This is a genomic window from Lentilactobacillus parafarraginis DSM 18390 = JCM 14109 (assembly GCF_001435895.1).
In the GTDB taxonomy this organism is placed as follows: domain Bacteria; phylum Bacillota; class Bacilli; order Lactobacillales; family Lactobacillaceae; genus Lentilactobacillus; species Lentilactobacillus parafarraginis.
The window spans coordinates 1-21,998 of sequence record NZ_AZFZ01000039.1 but is presented as its reverse complement, the minus strand read 5'-3'; the positions used below and the strand labels follow the sequence as shown (position 1 = coordinate 21,998).

The 21,998-nt window shown below is 46.9% G+C and carries 21 protein-coding genes; 9 read left to right on the top strand and 12 right to left on the bottom strand.

The window, feature by feature from the left end; all coding sequences use genetic code 11:
• Positions 1–44: 44 nt before the first annotated feature.
• The gene (locus tag FD47_RS09470) at positions 45–974 is read left to right on the top strand and encodes a LysR family transcriptional regulator (protein WP_056980585.1); all 930 of its coding nucleotides are present in this window, start codon (positions 45–47) and stop codon (positions 972–974) included.
• Between the two features lie 123 nt (positions 975–1,097).
• Positions 1,098–2,369 carry an MFS transporter gene (locus FD47_RS09465; protein WP_054735262.1) on the top strand — a complete coding sequence of 424 codons (1,272 nt, stop codon included), beginning with the start codon at positions 1,098–1,100 and terminating at the stop codon, positions 2,367–2,369.
• Between the two features lie 100 nt (positions 2,370–2,469).
• Here FD47_RS09465 and FD47_RS09460 read toward each other — a convergent pair whose 3' ends face one another.
• The 5 genes from FD47_RS09460 to FD47_RS09440 all read right to left on the bottom strand — a co-directional run bounded on the left by FD47_RS09460 (position 2,470) and on the right by FD47_RS09440 (position 7,037).
• Entirely contained in the window at positions 2,470–3,513 is a 1,044-nt protein-coding gene (locus FD47_RS09460) for a D-2-hydroxyacid dehydrogenase (protein WP_171035056.1), read from the bottom strand.
• 246 nt (positions 3,514–3,759) lie between these two features.
• Positions 3,760–4,668 (bottom strand): hypothetical protein, encoded by a 909-nt coding sequence (locus FD47_RS09455; protein ID WP_054735256.1) that lies wholly within the window; start codon positions 4,666–4,668, stop codon positions 3,760–3,762.
• A gap of 233 nt (positions 4,669–4,901) precedes the next feature.
• Positions 4,902–6,083 (bottom strand): SAM-dependent methyltransferase, encoded by a 1,182-nt coding sequence (locus tag FD47_RS09450; RefSeq protein ID WP_008215312.1) that lies wholly within the window; start codon positions 6,081–6,083, stop codon positions 4,902–4,904.
• Between the two features lie 171 nt (positions 6,084–6,254).
• On the bottom strand, positions 6,255–6,491 hold the full coding sequence (locus FD47_RS09445) for a cytochrome b5 domain-containing protein (protein WP_054735254.1): 237 nt from the start codon (positions 6,489–6,491) through the stop codon (positions 6,255–6,257).
• A gap of 96 nt (positions 6,492–6,587) precedes the next feature.
• The gene (locus FD47_RS09440) at positions 6,588–7,037 is read right to left on the bottom strand and encodes a MerR family transcriptional regulator (RefSeq protein ID WP_054735252.1); all 450 of its coding nucleotides are present in this window, start codon (positions 7,035–7,037) and stop codon (positions 6,588–6,590) included.
• Between the two features lie 230 nt (positions 7,038–7,267).
• Between FD47_RS09440 and FD47_RS09435 the strand changes: the two genes are divergently transcribed.
• From FD47_RS09435 to FD47_RS09425, 3 genes are all read left to right on the top strand, one after another.
• A complete protein-coding gene (locus FD47_RS09435) occupies positions 7,268–8,743 on the top strand; it encodes an MDR family MFS transporter (RefSeq protein WP_056980584.1) in 1,476 nt (491 codons plus the stop codon).
• Positions 8,743–9,468: a DUF4811 domain-containing protein gene (locus FD47_RS09430; protein ID WP_054735249.1), complete on the top strand. Its 726-nt coding sequence runs from the start codon at positions 8,743–8,745 to the stop codon at positions 9,466–9,468. Before FD47_RS09435 ends, FD47_RS09430 begins: the two co-directional genes overlap by 1 nt.
• 140 nt (positions 9,469–9,608) lie before the next feature.
• Positions 9,609–10,361, top strand: a complete 753-nt coding sequence (locus FD47_RS09425) for an exodeoxyribonuclease III (protein WP_054735248.1) — start codon at positions 9,609–9,611, stop codon at positions 10,359–10,361.
• 227 nt (positions 10,362–10,588) lie between these two features.
• Here the strand turns inward: FD47_RS09425 and hisC are convergent, their stop codons facing one another.
• Together hisC and FD47_RS09415 are read right to left on the bottom strand one after the other, a co-directional pair.
• A complete protein-coding gene (gene hisC / locus FD47_RS09420; RefSeq protein ID WP_054735245.1) occupies positions 10,589–11,701 on the bottom strand; it encodes a histidinol-phosphate transaminase in 1,113 nt (370 codons plus the stop codon).
• Positions 11,702–11,842: 141 nt separating this feature from the next.
• A complete protein-coding gene (locus FD47_RS09415; protein ID WP_008215294.1) occupies positions 11,843–12,427 on the bottom strand; it encodes a peptidylprolyl isomerase in 585 nt (194 codons plus the stop codon).
• Positions 12,428–12,583: 156 nt separating this feature from the next.
• On the opposite strand from FD47_RS09415, the gene FD47_RS09410 reads away from it, so the two are divergent.
• The 3 genes from FD47_RS09410 (at position 12,584) to FD47_RS16100 (ending at position 14,862) form a co-directional block, all read left to right on the top strand.
• Positions 12,584–13,861 carry an MFS transporter gene (locus tag FD47_RS09410; RefSeq protein WP_056980583.1) on the top strand — a complete coding sequence of 426 codons (1,278 nt, stop codon included), beginning with the start codon at positions 12,584–12,586 and terminating at the stop codon, positions 13,859–13,861.
• Between the two features lie 87 nt (positions 13,862–13,948).
• Complete coding sequence (locus FD47_RS09405) at positions 13,949–14,656, top strand: hydrolase (RefSeq protein WP_008215290.1); 708 nt, start codon at positions 13,949–13,951, stop codon at positions 14,654–14,656.
• Positions 14,657–14,739: 83 nt separating this feature from the next.
• Positions 14,740–14,862: a hypothetical protein gene (locus FD47_RS16100; protein ID WP_008215288.1), complete on the top strand. Its 123-nt coding sequence runs from the start codon at positions 14,740–14,742 to the stop codon at positions 14,860–14,862.
• Between the two features lie 74 nt (positions 14,863–14,936).
• Here the strand turns inward: FD47_RS16100 and FD47_RS09400 are convergent, their stop codons facing one another.
• The 4 genes from FD47_RS09400 to FD47_RS09385 form a co-directional block, all read right to left on the bottom strand.
• Positions 14,937–15,626, bottom strand: coding sequence for a matrixin family metalloprotease (locus FD47_RS09400; RefSeq protein WP_054735241.1), 690 nt, complete (start codon positions 15,624–15,626; stop codon positions 14,937–14,939).
• Positions 15,613–16,176 (bottom strand): CvpA family protein, encoded by a 564-nt coding sequence (locus FD47_RS09395; protein WP_054735238.1) that lies wholly within the window; start codon positions 16,174–16,176, stop codon positions 15,613–15,615. Before FD47_RS09395 ends, FD47_RS09400 begins: the two co-directional genes overlap by 14 nt.
• A 254-nt stretch (positions 16,177–16,430) precedes the next feature.
• Positions 16,431–18,968, bottom strand: a complete 2,538-nt coding sequence (locus tag FD47_RS09390) for a M1 family metallopeptidase (RefSeq protein WP_054735235.1) — start codon at positions 18,966–18,968, stop codon at positions 16,431–16,433.
• Positions 18,969–19,087: 119 nt separating this feature from the next.
• Positions 19,088–20,332: a CPBP family intramembrane glutamic endopeptidase gene (locus tag FD47_RS09385; protein ID WP_056980582.1), complete on the bottom strand. Its 1,245-nt coding sequence runs from the start codon at positions 20,330–20,332 to the stop codon at positions 19,088–19,090.
• Positions 20,333–20,715: 383 nt separating this feature from the next.
• On the opposite strand from FD47_RS09385, the gene FD47_RS09380 reads away from it, so the two are divergent.
• A complete protein-coding gene (locus FD47_RS09380; protein WP_054735229.1) occupies positions 20,716–20,937 on the top strand; it encodes a hypothetical protein in 222 nt (73 codons plus the stop codon).
• A 141-nt stretch (positions 20,938–21,078) separates the two neighbouring features.
• Here the strand turns inward: FD47_RS09380 and FD47_RS09375 are convergent, their stop codons facing one another.
• Positions 21,079–21,852, bottom strand: coding sequence for a CPBP family intramembrane glutamic endopeptidase (locus tag FD47_RS09375; protein WP_056980581.1), 774 nt, complete (start codon positions 21,850–21,852; stop codon positions 21,079–21,081).
• Positions 21,853–21,998 lie beyond the last annotated feature (146 nt).

Below are 21,998 nucleotides of genomic sequence, written 5' to 3'. Positions count from 1 at the left end.
ATTAATTAATAGATATTTTCTATGAATTTAAGGGGAAACCATTTATGAACTTACGCCATTTAATCTTTTTCCGCGAACTCGCCCATACCCAGCATATGACCCAGGCGGCCGAAAACTTAGGCATTTCACAGCCTTCACTCAGCTACGCCATCAAAAAACTGGAGGCCGAGCTCAACGTCCCGTTATTTGAACCGGATGGTCGCAATATCAAATTGACGCCGCTTGGCCGCATTTATTTAAAATACATTAATGAAAGTTTGAATAATTTAAGCCACGGTAATCAGTTGATCAAGCAGCTCACCAATCCCAACGAAGGCCACGTCAATCTTGGGTTCACCTACACCTTAGGCCAACGGTTGGTCCCAGAACTAATGACCGAATTTAAAAAGGTCGCTGGCAACGAAAAAATCTCGTTTACCCTCGGCCAAAATAATTCTGCTCATCTGTTGAAGGACCTCGACGATGAAAAATTCGACATTGTCCTTTCGTCGCATGTCGACCAAATCGGCGATCAGGACGCCGACAGTATCTTTGAATTTCACCCGATTGTCGAACAGGAGATTGTCCTCGCTGTCCCGGCTAATCATCCCTTGGCACTCAAAAAAAACGTGTTAATGAATGATTTAACCGCATACCCGATGATTATCTTTTCGCAAAACAGTGGCCTGCGTCCGCTTGTTGATAAAATCTTGCAACAGGCTGACGGCAAGCCGAACATTGTCTACCAAATTGAGGAAGATCACACCATTGCCGGCTTTGTCGAGTACGGCCTCGGAATTGCGCTCATCCCGAACCTCGCCCAACTTAACAGTCAAAAACTGGTTCTGCGCCACGTCGAGGACAATCAGTTCCGCCACCAACTGTATCTCGTGGTGAAACGGGATCACTTCACCACTCCTTCGGTTCAACGATTTAAAAAGTTCGTTCAGCAGTATTGCCAGGCGCACTTTACGTCCGTCGGGGAATTTATTTAGGTCAATTGAAAGAAGCATCACTTGACAACGGTTGCATTTCCAGTTTTAATAGTGGTTGTTAATATCTGAACAATTTAGGCCTTGTTACTCAATTCAAATTCTATCAAGGCAAGGGTGATTTATATGTCGCGTACCGAACGAATCAAAACGACGGCTTGTTTGTACTTTAACTATCTCATTCATGGGATGGCAATCGTCATTCTCGCGCAAAATATGGCAGTCCTTGGCCGCCAGTGGCACGTGGGAGACGCCGGCGTTTCTTTAGTTATCTCGTCACTTGGAATCGGCAGACTGCTGGTTCTGTATGTTGCTGGTGATCTTTCTGACAAATATGGCCGAAAATTATTCGTTAGAATCGGCATTGTCACCTATGTTGCTTTCTTTATTGGAATTATTTTTTCAAGATCCATGGTGGAAGCCTACTTCTTCGGAATCCTGGCCGGCATGGCAAATTCGTTCTTGGATTCAGGAACTTATCCAGCATTGATGGAACTCTTCCCTAAGAATCAGGCGTCCGCAAATATTATGATCAAGGCCTTTGCTTCGGTTGGCGAATTAATCTTACCAATCTTCGTCGCCAGCTTGGAACACTTTCATCTCTGGTACGGCTGGTCATTTATCTTCTGTGGCGTCGCAATGACGCTTAACTTCCTAATGGTTCAAAACCGCACCTTTCCAAAGATGCTGGTTGCGCCCAAAGTTAAACGGCGCAAACCCAGCGAAAAGCGTGAACCAGGATCCGCAAAAATCACGCCCCGCCAGCTTTTTCTGGGGATTGTCCTCACCATCTTCGGGTACATCTCAATGGCCACTTTTTATCTGGTCAGTCAGTGGCTCACCCAGTATGGCATGAGCGTCGGCTTGGACATGACCCACGCGCGGATGCTTGTCAGCATTTACAGCGTTGGTTCCATCGTTGGGGTCGTTACGACGGCCATTTTGGTTTCCCGGCTGATCAAGCCGGTCTGGTTCATGCTGTTTGACACGATCTTCTCATTTGTCGCCCTTATGACGGTCATTCTTATTCCGACCGATTCAATCATGAACGTTGCCTCATTTGTCATCGGGTGTACGGCAGCCGGTGGGGTCATGCAAATTGGTTTGACACTGATGAGTGACATTTTCCCGTCCGCAAAGGGCCGCATCACTGGCATCTACTACACTGCCAGTGGCTTGGCGTCATTCACAATTCCCGTATTCACCGCGTTTATTTCTAAAACCAGTATTACCAACATCATGTGGTTTGACGTGGCGATTGCCGGCGTGGGCATTCTTTGCAGCCTCGCAGTGTTACTGTCTTTCAAAAAGGGGGTTGCTGGGCTCCCCAAAAGCCTGACGTCCAGTTCGGAAATCAAGCAGTCATTGTCAACCGAACCTAAATTGGACGTTAAATAAGATTCACTTTAATTTTGATGATAACAAGAATCCCGCCGCCACGTCATTTGACGTAGGCAGCGGGATTCTTTTGGTTCGATAGTTTAATGCGCTTTAATCCTTAGACATTGATTCGATGAGGACTCGGCTTGCCGGAAATCTCCAGTAAGGTGTCATCCAGTGACTGCTTGACCATGTTTTTAACCGCGTGGTCGGTGTAAAACGCAACGTGGGGCGTCAAGAAGACGTTTTCCATGTTCATTAACTTGGTGTAGACGGGAAGCGGGATCTCCTTGGCACCAGGGAATGATTGGTTAAAGATTTTGGTTTCATCTTGAATCACGTCAATGCCGGCACCGGCAATTTCACCAGTTTCCAAAGCCTTAACCAAGGCGTCTGTGTCCACGATTGGTCCGCGAGAACAGTTAACAAATAACGCGGTATCCTTCATTTGCTTGAACTGATCGGTACTGATCATGTGGTAATTATCATCACTCATGTAGGTATGCATGGTAATCAGATCGGCATTCTTGTAGATGTCTTCCTTGGTGGTATATTCCACTAGGTCACGATAATCGTCATTTTCCTTGATATCGTTTCCTAACACCCGCTTGGCACCCAACGCCTTGAAGATCTTAGCCACCGTGCTACCAATTCGACCAACCCCAATGATCCCAATGGTCATATTGGAAATTTCGGTTGAGCGCAAACCAGTCACGATATAGTCATTCTGACGCATCCGCTTCTGGAATTGCGGGATGTGGCGAATCAGGTTCATGGCGTGAGTTAACGTCATTTCAGCAACGGCTCGTGGGGAATACGACGGCACGTTCGTAACCGTCAAGCCGTTTTCCTTCGCCCAATCAAGGTTACATGAATCAACCCCAGCGGACCGTAACGCTAATTGGTGAATGCCGTATTCATGCAGCTTCTTGTACAAATCTGGACTATCAGTGAGTTTGCTGCGTTGGCGGTAATCAATGCCGTCATAACCCTTAGCCAAGTGAACCGTGTCATCATGCAATTCGATTGAGTTAAAGTCAACCTGAACATCTGGATGTTCATTTGCCCATTCTAAAACAAATTCTTTCTCATAATCCAAAATATTGTACGCTAAAATTTTTGTCAAAAAAGCCACCACCCGTATGTAATTTTTGTCGAACATGCCACAACAATGAAAATGATAAAATGATTAAATTATATTAAAATCGTACCCCATTCGCGGCTGGAAGTCAAAGCCATTTTGGGGGACGCCATATTCCATTCCCTCAAACGAAAAACAATCCAAGACTAGAGCTAGCAGAAACCGAAATTAATCAATTTCTAACTGGCTCTAATCTTAGATTGTTTGCCTACAAATCTTTAAAGTGATTCGGCGTGTGAAAGCTTGGGCTGACAAACCGCCGGCAATTTAGGCACTATAACTGCCACTCTGGGTGTAATAAACCGTCTTACCCAGTTGATATTTACTCATAATAAAATCACCCTGGTCGCCATCAAACATAGTAAATGGTTGATGCAGATTTTTGACCGCCAAACGGTATTTAGTCGAACCAGTTTTAGCAACCTGCCGATCACCCAGACCTTTGAGATGGTGGGAATAATACAGATAACGGGTATTATTTTTCACCCGAACTTTGTGGATCTTGACCGCTGAAACGGGAACTAGGTTGAAGAGCCGGTAACTGTCCTGCCCAGAATTAACCTTCGTATATTCAACGTAACCATCTGGCGTGATTCTCACTTGGTCGGTTGAGGCGTTCCAGGGACTGAATTTCACTTTGTTCCCAGGAAATTTATTAAGGTCACCACTGGAATACGCTGGCATATAGGTCGGTCGGCTGACCTTAACGAAGTATTTGTTGATTGAGGCCATTTTTTTAGCCCCAACCACGGTCCATTGACGAGGAGCCGCAAAATTGGCCTTCAATGCTGGTTTGAGTAACGCGTAACTGAGAGTGTCAAAATCAAATTGGAAATAGCTTGTAACATGCGTCTTTGACCAGTTCATCTTAAACTTCTTGCCAATCACCGTGGTCCCCTTCGGAATTCGGACCACTTTTTGGTGAACGGTTTTAGTATCCTTCATATCACTGAATTTAACCGTGACCGAAACTGGTCGGGTTGTCTTGTAGTAACCGATCTTGCTCCAAAGGTCAGGATAACTCTTCTTGATGTTCGCCCATTGTTTGGCACTCGGGTAACTTGGCAAAGTAGCATCGGGATCACTGCTTGAATTCGCTGCTGAAGCGGAAATGGCCGGAATCGCAAGCAACCCCATGAGCAAGGCCCCTGCGAAGAAAAAACGTTTGAATTTCATGAAAAAAGCGCTCCTTTTAATGTTACGACTTAAATTGTCATCACCTATCCAATTCATTATCAACTATTCTGATTGTCAGCACAAGGTTTTTACCTGCGATTTGGTGCCCGATCCGCTACGAAATCATCAGACATAAAAGGAGCCGGATCAAAACATCAAGTTTTGTCCAGCCCCAAGTTATTTCAAAAATCATATTTTAAAACAAAGAATCCGACAATTAATCGGTCCCGAGGCTACTTTTCTTCCTCATAAACGTATTGGCGGGTCATTGGCAGACCAGTCCCGCTTGGAGAATTGGTCAACAGATACTGCATCACGTCAATGTTACCAGATTCGAATGAAGCAGCCGATCCCTGAAGATACAGTGACCACATGCGGGCAAATGGTTCGCCGTACATCTTAACGGCCTGATCGTACACCTTCATGTAATTCTGATACCACATTTCAAGCGTCTTTTGGTAGTGACGCCGCAAAGGCTCCAGATCACTAATTTGCATGCCGGCATCCATAATGTGGGTGAGGTTTTCAGCCACGTTTGGAATGTAGCCACCCGGGAAAATGTACTTATTCAGGAATGGATCAACGCCGGCCCCTTCATGCTGACCGGTAATCCCATGAATTAAGGCGCGGCCTTCGGGAACCAGGAACTTCGAAATATCTTTGAAGTACAGGCCAAGATTTTCCTTACCAACGTGTTCAAACATCCCAACGGACGTCACGTAGTCAAAGGTGTCCTTGACTTCCCGGTAGTCTGAAAGCAAGACGTTAACCTTACCTTCCAGACCCCGTTCCTTGATCTGCTGATTGGTGTAATCGTACTGTTCCTGACTCAGCGTGATCCCGGTAGCCTTCAAGCCAAACTCTTCGGCTGCCGTAAAGATCAACGTGCCCCAGCCACTACCAACATCCAGCAATCGTTTGCCTGGTTGCGGATCAAGTTTGTGTAAAATATGCCGAACCTTGTTCATTTGAGCCTGTTCCAAGGTATCGTCGTCATGCTCAAAGTAGGCGCATGAATACGTCATTGACTTGTCCAGCCAAAGCCGATAGAAGTCATTACCAATGTCATAATGGCTCTGAACATCCTTCTTGCTTTCCTTCTCGGAATGGGAAATCTTGGGAAGATGCTTTAAAAATGGGTTGTTCGTCAAAAAGCTGTCAGTTGATCGGTAAGCTGACGCAATTAACTCCTGAATGCTCCCCTTGATCTCAATATCACCATTCATGTAAGCTTCGCCCAGTGTCAGCGTCGGCGTTGAAGTCATTTCCTTGAGCGGAATTTCCTTTTTAATTTGAATTTCAACTTGCGGTGTGTCGCCACCGTAATTCTCGGTTTTGCCATCCCAATAGGTTACCGCAACCGGAATGTCAAACGCCCGGCTTAACAGTTGCTTATAAACAGTCTTCTCTAACATTAGAACCCTCCAACATCTCATATAAAATTAACATACTAACAGTGTAACGCTTTAACCCCAATAAAATGCAAGCTTTATTTAAACTTTTTAACTCGATTAAACAATCAAATACACAACAAAGCCCGCCACTTAAACCGCGGCGGACCCTACCGTACCAAGATGATGGCCGAACTAGCCGACATACTTGCCAACTTCTGGCAAATCACCGAGAACCTTATCCTTATGCGGTGAACGCTTTAAGGCACTGGTGAGGTCTTTTCCCGCTAACTGGCCATGATGACGGCCGTCCTTCCACAAATCAACGTTGCTCACATCGTAAACCAGATTATCAATGGCAACGTAGGCTTGGTGCCCGTTCTTGCCATCAAACTGTGCTAATTGATCCTTCGTAAATGATTTTTCTGCCATACGATCGTCTCCCTTGATTAAAATAACGATGACAACATCAGATTGTTTGCAATGACATTATGGTAACACCAACTCTCAGCCACTGCACATCTTTTTTTAATCTTTCAAAATCGAGGTTGGAACAATTTTAAGATCGGTTCCGTCTTCAGTCACAAACGCAAAGATCAAATGCTCCGGATCATCAACCGGACTCCCTAAATTAATCGCCGTCTGCCCGTCGATCGTCTCGGTTCCTTCATAGCGGTCAAAGATCACCCGCTTGAGTAGATTCATGATATGATTCTTGGATGCGGCCTTTTCAGCTGCGACGGCCAACGTGTACCCCTGATCCAGATAAAGCTTCATCTGATAAACCTTCATTAGGGTTGAATAGGTAAACTTTCGGTTCTGGCCCTTACCTTGAAGACTGGAAATATAGCCCTTTCGTTCCCAGTAACGTAACTTGGTCTGGGAAATTCCGGTGGCATTTTCCACATCGCCAATCCCGAGGTGCCAATCGTTTCGTTCGAGAATTTTCGCTAATTTTTGTTGGAATTCCTTGTCCACTTCTCTGCCTCATTTCGCAAATTGCTGATTTGTAACGGTTTCCAATGTTGATTTATCAACATTCCAATTGTTAAGTAAATTAATATCCTAATTAAATTCCCTAAGGCTTAGTATATATATTTAAATATCTTTGTCAAGATTCTTGACAATTGGTTTAAAAGCTCTTATATTAGTCCAGTATCGTTTTTCAGATGTTGAATTTATTTAAAGAGAAAAGAAGGTAATTACTATTGGCTAAAGCGGTAGATATTAAGGGGAAACCCTATAACCGCGGTCTGATGATTGTATTGCTTCTGATTGGAACGTTCTGTACGGTTCTAAACCAGACAATCTTGTCAACCGCGTTTCCTACTATTATGAAAGCATTCAGCGTGTCCACGTCAACCGTTCAATGGCTGACAACGGGATTCTTGCTGGTAAACGGGATTATGATCCCAATCAGCGCCTGGTTAAGTACCCGGTTTAACTCCAAGCCGCTGTACATGACGGCGATGGTCGTTTTCTTCATTGGAACCCTTGTTTGTTACACCGCGCCAACATTCAGCTTTCTGCTGATTGGCCGGTTGATTCAAGCCCTTGGCGTTGGGGTTACAATGCCATTGCTGCAAACGATTATGCTATCAATCTTCCCGCCTGATAAGCGCGGGACAGCCATGGGCCTTGCCGGAATCGTTATCGGCTTGGCACCAGCGATCGGCCCAACCCTTTCCGGATGGGTCATTGACAACGCCACTTGGCGGGATCTGTTTGGCATGATTCTACCATTACTGTTCATCGTGGTCCTCGGCAGTTTCTGGTTCGTTAAGAACGTGCTGCCAACCAAGAAGAGCTCGATTGACATTCTCTCAATCGCGACATCAACCATTGGATTCGGAAGTTTACTTTACGGCTTCTCCTCCGTTGGTGACGATGGCTGGGGCAGTGCCAAGGTCATCTCCACGCTGATTATCGGCGTGATCTTCATTGGCATCTTCGTTTGGCGTCAATTGAAGATGAAGACCCCATTCCTGGAATTCCGGGTTTACAAATCAACTCCATTCCTGGTTTCAGCCATCCTGAGTTCCATCACGATGATGGCCATGGTGGGGGTTGAAATGGTCATTCCCCTCTATCTGCAAATCGTTAAGGGAATGTCAGCCTTTGAATCAGGGTTAACCCTGTTAGCCGGCGCCCTGATGATGGGGATTATGAGCCCAATTACCGGCCGAGCCGTTGACCGGTACGGGGCAAAACACCTGTCGATCATGGGAATGTTATTGCTAACGATTGGCTCAATTCCATTTATGTTCATTACTAAGGACACGCCAACCATCTACATCGTGGTCTTCTACGCGGTCCGGATGTTCGGAATTTCAATGACCATGATGCCTTCAACAACTGTCGGCATGAACTCGTTACCAATGAACCTGTTAAGTCACGGAACCGCCGTTAACAACACGCAACGGCAGGTTGCCAGTTCAGTTGGAACGGCCATTCTGATTTCCGTTCTGACCAACGTGACGAATAATGCAAAGCCAGCCCATCATTTATTGAAATCAAACCCATTGGGCTACAAAGATCAATTCTTTAACGCAACCCTAAGCGGCTATCACGCTGCCTTTGCAATCGCCGTACTCTTCTGTATCCTCGCCCTGATCACTTCGTTCTTCATGAAGAACCGGACGTCATCAGCCGACTATACCACTAAAAATGGGGGTGCTAACTAATGATTATTGCGACACTCATAATTTGCGCCGTCCTATCGTTTGTTTTCTTCATTTATATCCAAAACAAACCCATCAGCTACATTTTAACGGCCCTGTCCGTTATCGGCATTGGTGTCTCAACATTTTACATTGTGAGAAACGATCGCGATCACTATGGCATGGAAAAGGTCACAACTTCAACCTACCAGCCAATCTATTCGGTGAGCCCTTCCAAACAAATGAAAATGCTGTTATACCAACCAATTGGTACGGCAAACAAGCACCAAGTTTACATCTATCAAAAATCTGAAAACGCCAAGAAAAAATCGCACACGGATGCAGAAAATACCACAAATGAGGTCGTTCGTGTCAATACAACCCCGCGGATTAAGACAACTGAAGTCCGGTGGCACTACAAGAACAACGCCGCTAAACTTTGGTTTGGGATTGCCGGCGAAAACCACAAGTTGGTTAAGCGCGAAAACACAATCTACGTCAATAAGGACTGGTTAGTCCTTTCAACGACGCAGGCCAAAGCATTACAGAAACAAATGAGCAGTAAGGCTTACAAAGCAAAGCTTCAGGCCCAAGCCAAGGCATTTGTCACGAAACAAATGATGGCTGCCATGAAGAAGAACCCGAAGATGAATAAGGCTCAACAAGCCAAGATTCAAAAACAGGCTGCTGCTGAGTTCCAGGCCCAAGCCGTTCAACAATTGATTCAATCGGTTCAGAAATCTAAATAAGCCGTGAATTTCNGGGTCACTGATGCCAAACAATCAGTGACCCGCTTTTATGTTTCGCTGAATCCCCTTGCCCCCGTATCCGCGTCAGGGTAGTATGATGGTAAGGAACTTAATCGAGAATAAAGGGTGGTTGATGAGCAGTGAAATTTATTTCGTGGAACGTGAATGGGTTGCGAGCGGTGGTCAAAAAGGACTTTGCCGCCACATTTAACAAATTAGACGCCGACTTCTTTGGCATTCAAGAAACCAAAATGCAGGAAGGCCAGCTTGAACTGGACCTTCCCGGTTACCATCAGTATTTTAACTACGCCGAGAGAAAGGGTTATTCCGGGACCGCCCTGTTTGCCAAACAAGAACCGATGTCGGTGATGTACGGCATCCAATCCGACGAATTTGACCATGAAGGCCGGGCGATTACCCTGGAATACCCAGACTTTTATCTGGTCACCAGCTACGTACCGAATTCCGGTGCCGGGTTGAAACGCTTAGATTTCCGGATGGGCTGGGACGCCGCTTTCCAGGACTACCTGTCCCGGTTAGATAAGGAAAAACCGGTGATTCTTTGTGGCGACTTAAACGTTGCCCACAAAACCATTGATTTGAAAAATCCCCAGTCCAACCACCACAATGCCGGCTTCACCGACGAGGAACGGGACTCCTTCACCAGGTTTTTGGACATGGGCTTTATGGACAGCTTCCGCCACTTCTATCCTGACATGGAAGACATTTATTCATGGTGGAGCTACCGCTTTCACGCCCGGGATCGCAACGCGGGGTGGCGGATTGACTACTTCGTGACGAGTAATCGCCTGGCACCTAAAATTGCGGATTCAAAGATTTTAACCGATATTTACGGGTCGGACCACTGCCCGGTGGCCTTGATTTTGAAGTGAAGCGTGAGTAGCATGAATGACAGAATCAGTTAAGGGGCGACACTGAGACCAGTGGTTTTACGGGATGGATTGCGTGGATCAGTTATATTCTGGCCGCTGCAGTCTTTGCCGGCGTGTCCGATCGCGTTCGGAGAACCGTCGCTCACGTTAAATAGGTTTAATTTAAAATTGCGAAAAACAATCCTGCCGCTTAAAAATGTGGCAGGATTGTTTTGGTACTAACCTAATTATTCATTCAAAATCGTCTGAAACTTCTCCAAGAAGAATTCCAACTCATCGTGCTTGCCAATCGTCACCCGAATATGATCCGGATAACCCCATGGCGTGCCGTCACGCACGATGACTCCTTGCGCCATCAGTCCATCGGTCACTTCAGTGGCGCTGGGCGCACCGTCCGGTAATTTAACGAATACAAAGTTGGCATCCGAGCGGGCAACTTCACAGCCGAGAATCTCCAAGGATTCCGTGAGGCCAACCTTATCGCCCCAAATACGTTTTAACGCCCGTTTGAACTGGGGCTGATCGTACTTGAATGAGGCGATGGTCGCCGCCAAAACCGAGCGGTTGGAATTAAACGGCTCGGTAACGGTATCGTAAGCGGCAATCGCCGTTGGTTCTCCCAGCAGGAAGCCAAGCCGCGCGCCCGCTAACCCGTATGCCTTGGACATCGTTCGTAAGATAAGAACCCGTTTATGGCCAATAAATTGTAATAAATTCGGCAAATGCTCTGGCTTGGCAAAGTCAGCGTACGCTTCATCAACGACGACCCACACGTGGTCTGGCAAATCGGCGATAAACCGTTCCAATGCCTGCGGATCAGTCACCGCCGAAGTTGGGTTATTTGGATTACAGATCCAAATTAACTTGGTCTTATCATTAATCTTTTCGTTAAAGGTTTGCAAATCAAACTGATAATCCTTTGTCAACGGAATTTCAATCACCTTGGCACCCATCAATTTGGACACTTCCCGGTACAGTCGATAGGATTGTTTGGCAATCAGGACTTCATCACCGGCATTTAAAAACATCTTCGAAATGGTTTCAATGATGTTACCGGCCCCGCTACCGAGGCCAACGTTATCAGCCTTCAAACCAAATTGATTGGCAATCACGCATTTCGTATTGATGAAGTCGTCTTCCGGATAGCGGTTGATATCCTCAACACTGCGCAGGATGGCCTTGCGGGCGTGATAGTAAGGCCCATAGGGATTTTCGTTGGATCCTAATTTAACCACCTTATCCAAATGGAACTTACGGCGCACCTCATCTTCAGTTTCGCCCTGGATATAAGGCGCCACTGAATTAACCTCCTTGCGGTACGTATCATCAAATTGACCCATCGTCATCACCTTCCTTTCAGTCATTTGCCTCAATCATAACCCAATTGGCAGGTAACGGAAACCAAAGCGGTTTGGAACCCAAAACAGGACTGAACTCACCCATTACCGGGAAGTTCCGTCCTGTTCATTTTCGCTTATCGATTACTTTTGAATTTCAACCGACGTCATGATCACGTCATCGTTTGGTTTATCAGCGGCATCACGATCCACCTGGCTGATTTCTTTAACAACATCCATCCCATCGACCACTTGGCCAAAGACGGTGTGCCGGAAATCAAGCCATGGCGTACCACCCTGCTTGTACTTGTCAATAATTTCTTCGGGATAACCGGCCGACTTCATTTGGCCAATCATGCCATCGTCAACGTGTTCGTTAGAAACGATGAAGAATTGGCTGCCATTGGTATTCGGCCCAGCGTTAGCCATTGATAAGGCTCCGTTAATGTTGAAAAGTTCTGGGGAAAATTCATCTTCGAAGTTTGACCCAAAACTACTCTTACCGCCACGGCCAGTCCCGGTTGGGTCGCCACCCTGAATCATAAAGTCAGGGATAACCCGGTGAAAAATCACGCCGGCATAATAGCCCTGTTCAGCGAGGGCAACAAAGTTTTCAACTGTTTTTGGGGCCTGTTCTGGGAATAATTGAACGGTGATGTCCCCATGATTTGTTTTGATGATTGCTTTAGGACCCTTGGCGTTGGCCAGGTCCAATTGAGGTAATGTCATTTTTTTCTCCTTACGTATCCGTTATGGTTTCGTCTTTAGAAAGCGTATCACAGTTTGACGGTAAAGTCAGCCAAATAATAGTCGTTATCAACGGCGAATCCAATAAAATTAGGGTACAATATTGTTAACATTATCACGATTTTATTGGGGGATATTATGGATCAAAACATCACATCCTGGCGCAGAAACATCTTCCTGTTTCTGACCAGCCAATTTCTAACTGGCATTACCAGCATGATCGTCCAGTACGCGATTATCTGGTACTTAACGAAAAAAACCGGATCAGCCACCATCCTGAGCTTCGCCACGATTCTAGGCATGCTGCCAATGGTGCTTTTGAGCCCCTTCGTTGGACCGTTGGTGGACCGCTGGAATAAGAAAGGGCTCTTAATTGTTCCGGATTGCGTGGCGGCGCTGTTCGCCATCATTCTGTCAGTCTCCGGCGTGGTCTTTCACGTTTTCCCACTGTGGCTGATTTTTATTTCACTGTTAATGCGTTCGATCGCCCAAACCTTCCAGATGCCAACCATTCAGGCCGTCATGCCCACAATGGTTCCGGAAAAGGAAATCACCCGGGCAAACGGCCAATTGGGCATGGTACAGTCCGCCAACATGATTATTGCCCCAGCTTTGGGAGCGGTGCTTTTTGCGATGATTCCCATGAAATTTCTGATTCTTCTCGACGTCCTCGGCGCTATAATCGGGATTGCCATTTTAATGTTTGTGACCATTCCGAAAAACGAAAAGATTGACGAAGCGCTCCACGTCCTTCACAACACGAAAGTCGGCGTTCAACAACTATTCACCAATAAAGGGTTATGGTACATCACCCTGATTGGCGCGTTCTTCACCCTCTTCTACATGCCCTGCGCCAGCATGTACCCACTGATGACCCTGTCATACTTCCACGGAACCGTTGGTCAGGCGGGCCTAATTGAAGCGGTGTATTCGGCCGGGATGCTGGTGGGCGGCACGATCATTGGCGTCTTTGGTAAATGGTCAAACCGAATGATCCCCGTGATTGCGGCCTTTTTTGTCATTGGCATCACCACCGGCCTAAGTGGCGTTCTGCCTGGCAATCAAACCGGGTTCATTTGGTTTGTCGTCCTGAATGCCTTAGCTGGACTGGCGACGCCGTACTTCAACACGCTGCTAATGGCCATGATCCAACAAAGCTACCCGCCCAAAGAGCTCGGGCGCATACTGGGCGTTTTAAATTCCCTGCTCAGTCTGACCGGTCCGCTGGGATTGATATTTGCGGGCCCGCTTGCTGACGCGATTGGCGTCGAACAACTATTTATTATTGCCGGCATCAGTGCCGCCATTTCCGGGATTGTTGCCTGGCTGATCCCAGTTGTAAAAAATTACGACCGCAATCTCCAGAGCCGCTTGGCACTTCAAAAAGTTCCCAAGCGCGAACAAAATTCAAATTGATAACTGGCAAATTCGGTTTCGATTCTTTTCATATGACCATGACTTAATTATAATAAGGTTTGACACTAATAGAATCGAGGAATCTTTATGAATAATGATATCAACATGATTCGTAACAAAAAATTCGTTCCTGATATTTCATCGGAATTACGAAAGGACATCGTCAGAAGCCCCGACGTTATTAAAAACGCCTCGGGCATCCGGTTATTTGGAAAACGGATTAAAAGCATTATTTACACCATGGATGTGGCCGTCATCGCCAACAGTAATGCTGACGCGGTGCTTGCTGTCTATCCATGGACCCCGAACACCAAAATTTTGAACGCCATCTCGACGGTCTCCAACGTCCCGATTCTGGCGGGGATTGGCGGTGGCCTGACAAAAGGTCTTCGTTCCGCAACCATTGGCAGTTTTGCCGAAGAAAACGGCGCCCAAGCCGTTGTTTTGAACGCCCCAGCAACCACCGAAACAATTCTCAGCGTTGAACATGTCGTTGACATCCCGATTATTTACACGGTTGTCAACCACGACATCAACGTGAAGGAACGCATCGACGCCGGGGTGAATGCCTTTAACGTCGCGGGTGGTAAGAACACTGCCGAACTGGTGCGTTGGCTGCGTCACGAAGTTGTCAACATTGACCCGAACTTTCCAATCATCGCTTCCGGTGGCAAAACCGACGAACAGATGCAGGAAACCATCGACGCCGGGGCCAACGCAATTAGTTTCACGGCTTACGGGGTTACGGAAGCCACTTTCCAAAAGAAAATGGCCATTTATCGAAGCGAACGCTAATTTCGCTGTCAGTTTTTAAAATTGCCTCGATGATTCCCAATCCATTAAACTCAATATAACTTAATGGATTGGAGGACTAATTGATGTCAAAACGTTATGGCGTTTGGGCCAAACTCTCAACCATCATTGCAATCGGCCAGTTGGCCTACACCGTTTATCAGCAAGTTCAAAGTTACCGGTCAAACCGGTCAAATCATTCCCGTTAATTAAAAGGCATCGCTAATCACTGACTAACAACTGCGTTAATCCGGTGACTGGCAATGCCTTTTTCATTTGTGATCTAATGCTGATAAATTTTTCTGAGTGTCGCTAAATCGGCTGCCGACAACTTAGTCTTACCCTGGTCAATCGGATACATAATCGAGCTGCGCATGCGACTGTGATCCAATCCCAGAACGTGGCCAATTTCGTGAAGGCTCACCGACAGGGTTAAGCTTGATTGGGGATATTCGGTGTTAAGGCCGGCCTTGCCCCGATTAATGTCCTCATTATGCTTACCGACCCACGGATAAACTTTTGGCCCGCCAAGGCCTAATTCCACGGCGCCGCTGCCAACGGCAACCCGCTTTTGATAAACGTAGAGGGTCATGATATTGGCCTGAGTCTTATTAGTTGCCTCTGAAACCGGCAGAATATGAACAATCCCAGTTTGATTATATTGATTAATCGCTTCAAGAAAGACGCGCTTAGCCTTAGCCGGCACGTCGTCAGCAAACTGATAGTAGTATCGGCTGGAAAGCCGCCGCCCCTGAATGATTGATTCGATCGGCGTCGCGGTTGAATCGCTTTGGGTAGTCGGTTCTGACCCGGCCCGGGTGGTTGTCCGGTCAATTTCCGTTTTCAGCATTGCCGGCAGGTCGACCGCGTTATTAACCCGTTTGCCGATTGTCTGCCAGGAATCAGGCTGAACGAACACGTTCATCGTCAGAAGCACAACCACGACGGCGAGCAGTCGATTAAGCCATTTCATGAGTACCACCCCGACCATCGTTCACCTGATTATTCACCGCCGCATGATGGGTTGTGATAACCCGCCCGGCATGTTGGGAAAGCACCGGCGTTTTTTTAACGATCGTTTGTGAAATGCCGGAGTCCTGATACTGCGTTTGGAACCAGTTAATTGGAAACAGGATCAAGACGTTGAGGACAAAGAAAATGATGAGGTACTGCGCAACAACACCGATCACCGATCCCAACAGCTGATTGCCAAGGTGAAGCACTGGTAATTTAACGACCGCATTTAAGGCCCTCCCCAGCATCAAATAAACGGACCGCGTCAGTGAAAACAGCACCACGAAGGCGATGATGTCGGTTACGTAAAGCCATTGAACGCCCACGTCGCCGTTAAACTTTTTGATGAAGTCAATGACGTAGTTGGCGGTCGATTGAAAGTAGTAAATCGCAACGATAAACGCCAGAATTAGCGAAACGATACTGACGGATTGGCTGACAAAGCCGCGGCGAAAACCGCTCACCACCCCGCCAATCAGGCACGCAATAACAATTAAACTTAAAATCATGGAATTCCCTCTCACTATGGTAAACGAGCAATCACGATAAAGAATCTGTTTTTAAATTTTACCACATTCAATGAAAAAATCCCCGTTTTCCTCCAGAAGCTTAGAAGACCTTAAGATTGATTAAGAAAAAGCAAAGGAGCTGGAAACAGTCGGCCGACCCTCCCAAATAGGAAGTGTCGGCCGACTGTCTTATCTGAGGAAATCAACGATTACTGATTCCCCCACTTTTATTTTTTCAATGCGCCTTCAACCAGTCATTTCTGAACGGCCTTGGCAATTGCGGCATTCACCGCGTCCTTTTCTTCGTTAATCAGGTTAACCCGACTTTCAATGACACTGATGTCCATCTTAATTTCCCGGGTCAAGCCAGGCGTTGGCAGTTTTGGTTCAAAGAAGGCTTTGAACTCGGCAAGCCGGGTTGATGTCTTGAATACGCTGGCAATCACGGTGATGTAGGTAGCAAATTCCATATCGCCGCCCACCGTATCTTCTAACCACTGCCAGTCGTTGCGAATCCAATCCCAAGCTGCTTGCTGGCCGTCATCGTTGGCAAGAACGCCGCGGAACCAAGCGCGCAAATCCTGGGGCTTAATGGTGTCGGCATCCTCAAACTTTTCAACCAACTTGGCGATCAACTGCGGATCGGTCGTGCTGGTCAGGGCAGCGGAAATGTCAGCCTTGTAGCTGGCATCGGCCGTTTGCCGATAAGCATTCAACAGGTTGTCAAACAGCTCGGCACTCCCAAAATTCTTGACTTCATTTCTAAGCACGAAGACCCGGATGTCGGCTGATAAGCCGCCAAGGTTATCCGCGTTATCAGTAAACAACTGGTGGGCGTCCTTAATGGCAGCCGCATTTTCGGCATACAGGGCGGCACTCAAAATGTACGGCCGCATGAGTTGGTCGTCGTTTGCTTCACCAGCCTTTGGCGTCCACCCCAAGCGGGCAAGTTGTTGGCTGCTCAGCTGATTGAAGAATGCTTTCAATTGCTTTTCTTCAGCGGACTTCGGGGTGACAAACTGCTTTAACTTGTTGGCTGCCCGATACAGAGCGGCGTTGACCACGTTTCCATGGCTATTGGCAAATCTCGGCAGTAATGGCGCGAAGGTCGCATATGACGTCTTCTTACCATCGGCCAACAGTCGCAAGTCCTGAAGAATTTGCAACTGGGAAATGGCGCCTAACTGATCGACGTTTTGCAAAATATCTTTCATCAACGTTTGATCGTACTGGACGATAAAGTGCGAGTTGTTGCCCACGTTTAACAAGAAGGGGGTGCCATGCGCTGCTCGTAATTTGTCATAATCCGCAACTGTGATCGTCTTATCGGTCATCAATTCCGGAACTTCGGCGTAGTTACTGTTCAGCGGAATGGACCACTTGCGGCCAGCATCCTGACCGTCGCCAATGAAGAATTGGTTCTGGGTTAAAGTTACCTGACCATCGGCCAATTTAGCAGTCACTACCGGGTAGCCCGGTTGATCCAGCCAAGTCTTCATAATTGCGCCAACGTCCATGCCGGAAGCTTCGCCCAGGGCTGACCAGAGATCATCCCCGGTGGCATTGTGGAACTTGTGGGCGGCAAAGTAGTTCTCGAGGCCCTTTCGCAAGGCATCGTCGCCAACCAAGGCGCGGGCCATGACTAACATGCGAGCTCCCTTGGCGTAAACGATGGCGGCATCGAACAGCGAATCAATTTCCGCCGGATCCTCCACGTCAACGTGAACGGACTGAACACCGTCGGTCGCATCCCGTTGAAGGGCGGCCGACACATCGGAAGTCTGGAACATTTCCCAGACGTGCCAATCCGGCTCAATCGCGTCAACAGCAACGTATTCCATCATGTTGGCAAAACTTTCGTTCAACCAGAGATCATCCCACCACTTCATCGTGACGAGATCACCGAACCATTGATGGGCTAATTCGTGAGCAATAACGGTGGCCACTAACTGCTTCATTTCAAAGGACGTATTCTTGGGGTCAAGCAACAGGTAAGCTTCCCGGTAGGTGACCAGGCCCCAGTTTTCCATCGCACCGGCTGAGAAGTCAGGCAGGGCCAACTGCCAGGAATGTGGTAGTGGATACTTCGTTTGATAGAAATCTTCATAAAATTCAATTGAGCGCTTGGCAATGTCCAAAGCAAAGTCGAGTTCATCGGCTTTGTGCGCTTTGGTCGCAAACACGCCAACCTTAACCCCGCTCTTGGTGGTGGTTGTCTTACTCTGCAGCTCACCAAAGCCAAAGGCGATCAGGTACGTCGACATCCGCATAGTTGTGTCGAAGTAGTGAACCCCGTTTTCAGTGCGGACTTCAGGCATGTTACTGATGATAGTTTCACCGGGATGCTCATCGAACTTGATCGCTAAATCAAAGGTCGCCTTAGCTTCCGGCTCGTCCACTGATGGAAAGGCTTGCCGCGCCGCAGTGGTCTCAAACTGCGTGCCGATAATCTGCTTCTTAACGCCGTCAACTTCGTAGTAGGACGGGTAAATGCCCATCATCGTGTCAGTTAACTTTGCCTGATAAGTAATTGTGAGGGTTGTCTCCCCGGTTTTGGATAAGGTAATTTGGATGGCTTCATTGGCGTCATCGGTTGTGAACGGGACGTCTTTCCCGTCCGCCTGAACGGTTTCAATATTCAAGAATTTCTGGTGAATTGAAATCGCCGTCGTCTTGGCGTCACCAGTGATAGTGGTCTTGCCGGAAAATTGCTTTGTCTCCCGGTTAATGTCTAAATAGATATTGTAGTGTGCTGGTTGAAACTTTTCGTAGAAGTGTGTGAGTTCTGCCATGTTGAACCTCCTAAAAGATTAGTTAGGTTTATTATACGACTATGTGAATCCTGTCGCTTCAATTGGCCATTGATAATTCAAATTTTAGGGGGGCCTCGGACCACTTTAAACGATTTTGGTTAGTCCAATGCAAAATGCGGCTGTCGGGACAATCGGTTCTCCCGAATCGTTTGCTCAAAGGATGCCGTTTTAACCAAGTAAATTGCCAGCAGCACCACCACAATCTGGATGGCAGTAGTGATCAGGATAAATTCAATTGTAAACGCTGATGGCTCAACGGAAAACGGCGACTGGTTGCTGACATTATCCACCATAAACAGGTCAAAAATACTGTGCATGATCACCGTGATCCAAATGGTTCCGGTATATAAACAGATAATTGCAAATGCCATGCCCATTGCAAAGGCGGCGGTTGCCTGCATAATCGTTCCTAATACCGGTTGATAGGTGAAATTCTGTAGGTGCCATAAGGCAAACAGAAAAGCTGTGAACAAAACTGACTTCAAAATTTTGACTTTTGGCGTACCGGTTACCATGTTCAAAATTTGACTCAAAAACAGGTAGCGAAAGATCAGTTCTTCCTTGAAGCAAATTGTCAGCACGGTAAACACAATGTACACACCTGTCAGGAGGAAGCCCTTCATGTCGGAAACTGATGCCAACTTGAAGGTCACGGGAAGCGAGAATAACCGCGACCAACTGCCAGCAGAAAATCCCATGAAAATGAAGCGTGGGAAAACCAACAGGGCAAGCCACCAATAGTTCACCTGATGATTGAACTTAAAGCGGGGAAACCGATAACCCCAATGGTTCATTGCGATGATCACTAGCGCCGTCGCAACCACGAACGTGAGGAGGTTGATCGCGTCAAAGCTTGAAACGTAATTTTTTCCAAAACCAAATGTATTCGGGATGACAACCGCTTCATAATAGAAAATAAAGAGTGCCAGCATTCTTAACGGGGAATTGGTTTCCGCCAGAATTAGGCGAAAGTATCCTGGGAGGATACCGATGAAGACTAAAATGGTCCCTAAATAAAACAGAAACGTAGGAGCCACGCCAGAACTCCGCCAAATGTGATCGAGGAGGTCGCTGACGATTGTGTCCACGGCATACAAATAGATCATCATGGCGATTATTTTGGCAACTACCAGCCCCACTCTCCGCCAAGTCCGTTGCGATTTTTGAAAAAATGAGAACGTGCATAGTCCGCCGCATGCGAACCCCACAAGGATTGCCGCTAACGTTACCGGGCTGCTTAGATAATCCGCAGCGGTTGCGGTCCTCGCTAACCCAATGGCGATCGCCATCCCTAACCCACATTCCCAACGAAAAAGCTGATTCAATTGCGTTTCTTGCGCCATTAATTTTACCTCCAAGTTATTGTAAGCCGACGACAATCGGTACTAGTCGTGAAAGCGAACGATCAATCATGTCATCAGCATCTGCCTATAAATCGACTATACCGCTCGCATTTAGTTAGAACAACCAGTTAATGGCATTTCGTTGTAAAGGTTGTGTATATGATTAACGGGGTGCATTCATTTTTCGTAAGCTGGTACTTCATTCAAATCCACTGGGATGACTCATCTTCGCATATTCTTGGCTGCTCAACTTCCAAACTGCGGGTGGAGATCACCTTCGGATGATTTACACAGTCCTACTTGCAACTTACCCAAAATGTGATAAATTGATACCAACAACTGGGCTGAGCATTTTAATACCCATTATGAGAGGAAGAAGTACGATGATCACGTTATTGATTCTCATGATCTTATTAGGGGTCTTGGCCATCAAGATCGGCCTATTCTTCATCAAAGGCTTGTTCTGGTTAATTTTTGTGGGCTTCGGGCTCCTGCTGATTACCAAAATCTTTTTCTTGGGCTTGATTGCGCTGGGCATATTTGCCATCTACTGGCTGGTTCAACTTTTTCAAGTTCAAAACCATAATCGAAACATCAACAGTTAATTAAACTAGTTTTTAACCGCGGGAACGATATGTGATCCCCAAGCGGCAGTAAAGCGGATGACCGTCCTAAACTTGGATGGTCATCCGCTTTTTAGCACCCAATTAACTTCCGACGGTCATTAGGTTTAAAATCAAAATCGGTTAGTGACTCAATGAGACTTGCCGCCGTTCGTCCGCCCGATCAAATTTGATCAGGTAAATCAGACCAACAATCAAAATGACGCTAAAGATGGTACCAATCACCCACCAATCGGCACTTGGCGGCCCTTGGGATGTGGCAATGTCCGGCTGCCAATCAATCAAGAAGTGAAGGCCAATAGGCCAGAAGAGCGTATTAGTCGTCACCCGAAGAATTGAAAGTAAGACGCCCAGTACAAAGGTATAAAATACTTGCTGAAGAACGCTCTCAACATTTCCAGGCCCTAAATTTGTTAAGTGAAGCGTCCCAAATATTAGCGATGAAAAAATCGTGGCTTGGGTAAATTTTAAGCGCCACTGATGCCGATGCCCCGCCTGCAAAAATACCGAAAAAAGCAGTCCCCGGGTAATCGTCTCTTCAAAGATCCCGGTTGACAGGGCAATCATGGTATTCCAAAGCAGCCCCCGCGAAGTTAAGGTGGCCATCACGGTCTCCGGCCAGGATTCGAGTAACAGCATGCCCACAATTGTGCTTCCAACCAGTGCCAACCATATTTTCAGGTCGTTCGAAAGCGCCAGGCGATGGTTGACAATTTTAAAGGTTCCAATCTCCCAATAAGCAATTATCAGGGTCATGAGCGCATAACCCAGCTGGGCGGTTGTGGAAATTGATTGGGGGCTGTCACGAAGCACCCACAATAAATAAAGGTAGCCAAGCAGCAGGACAATCGCCGCTAAGAGCCGTTCCTGCCATGATCGGCGCGTGTGAATCATCATCAAAATCACTACTTTCCGTCAATATTTCGGTTTCATCGCGTCGATAATTTGACCCGATACTTATTATTTACGAAATTAAGAAATGATTTCTTTTAACAAATTATGATTTTAATTATTTCCTCAATTGTCAAATCAAGTGCAACACT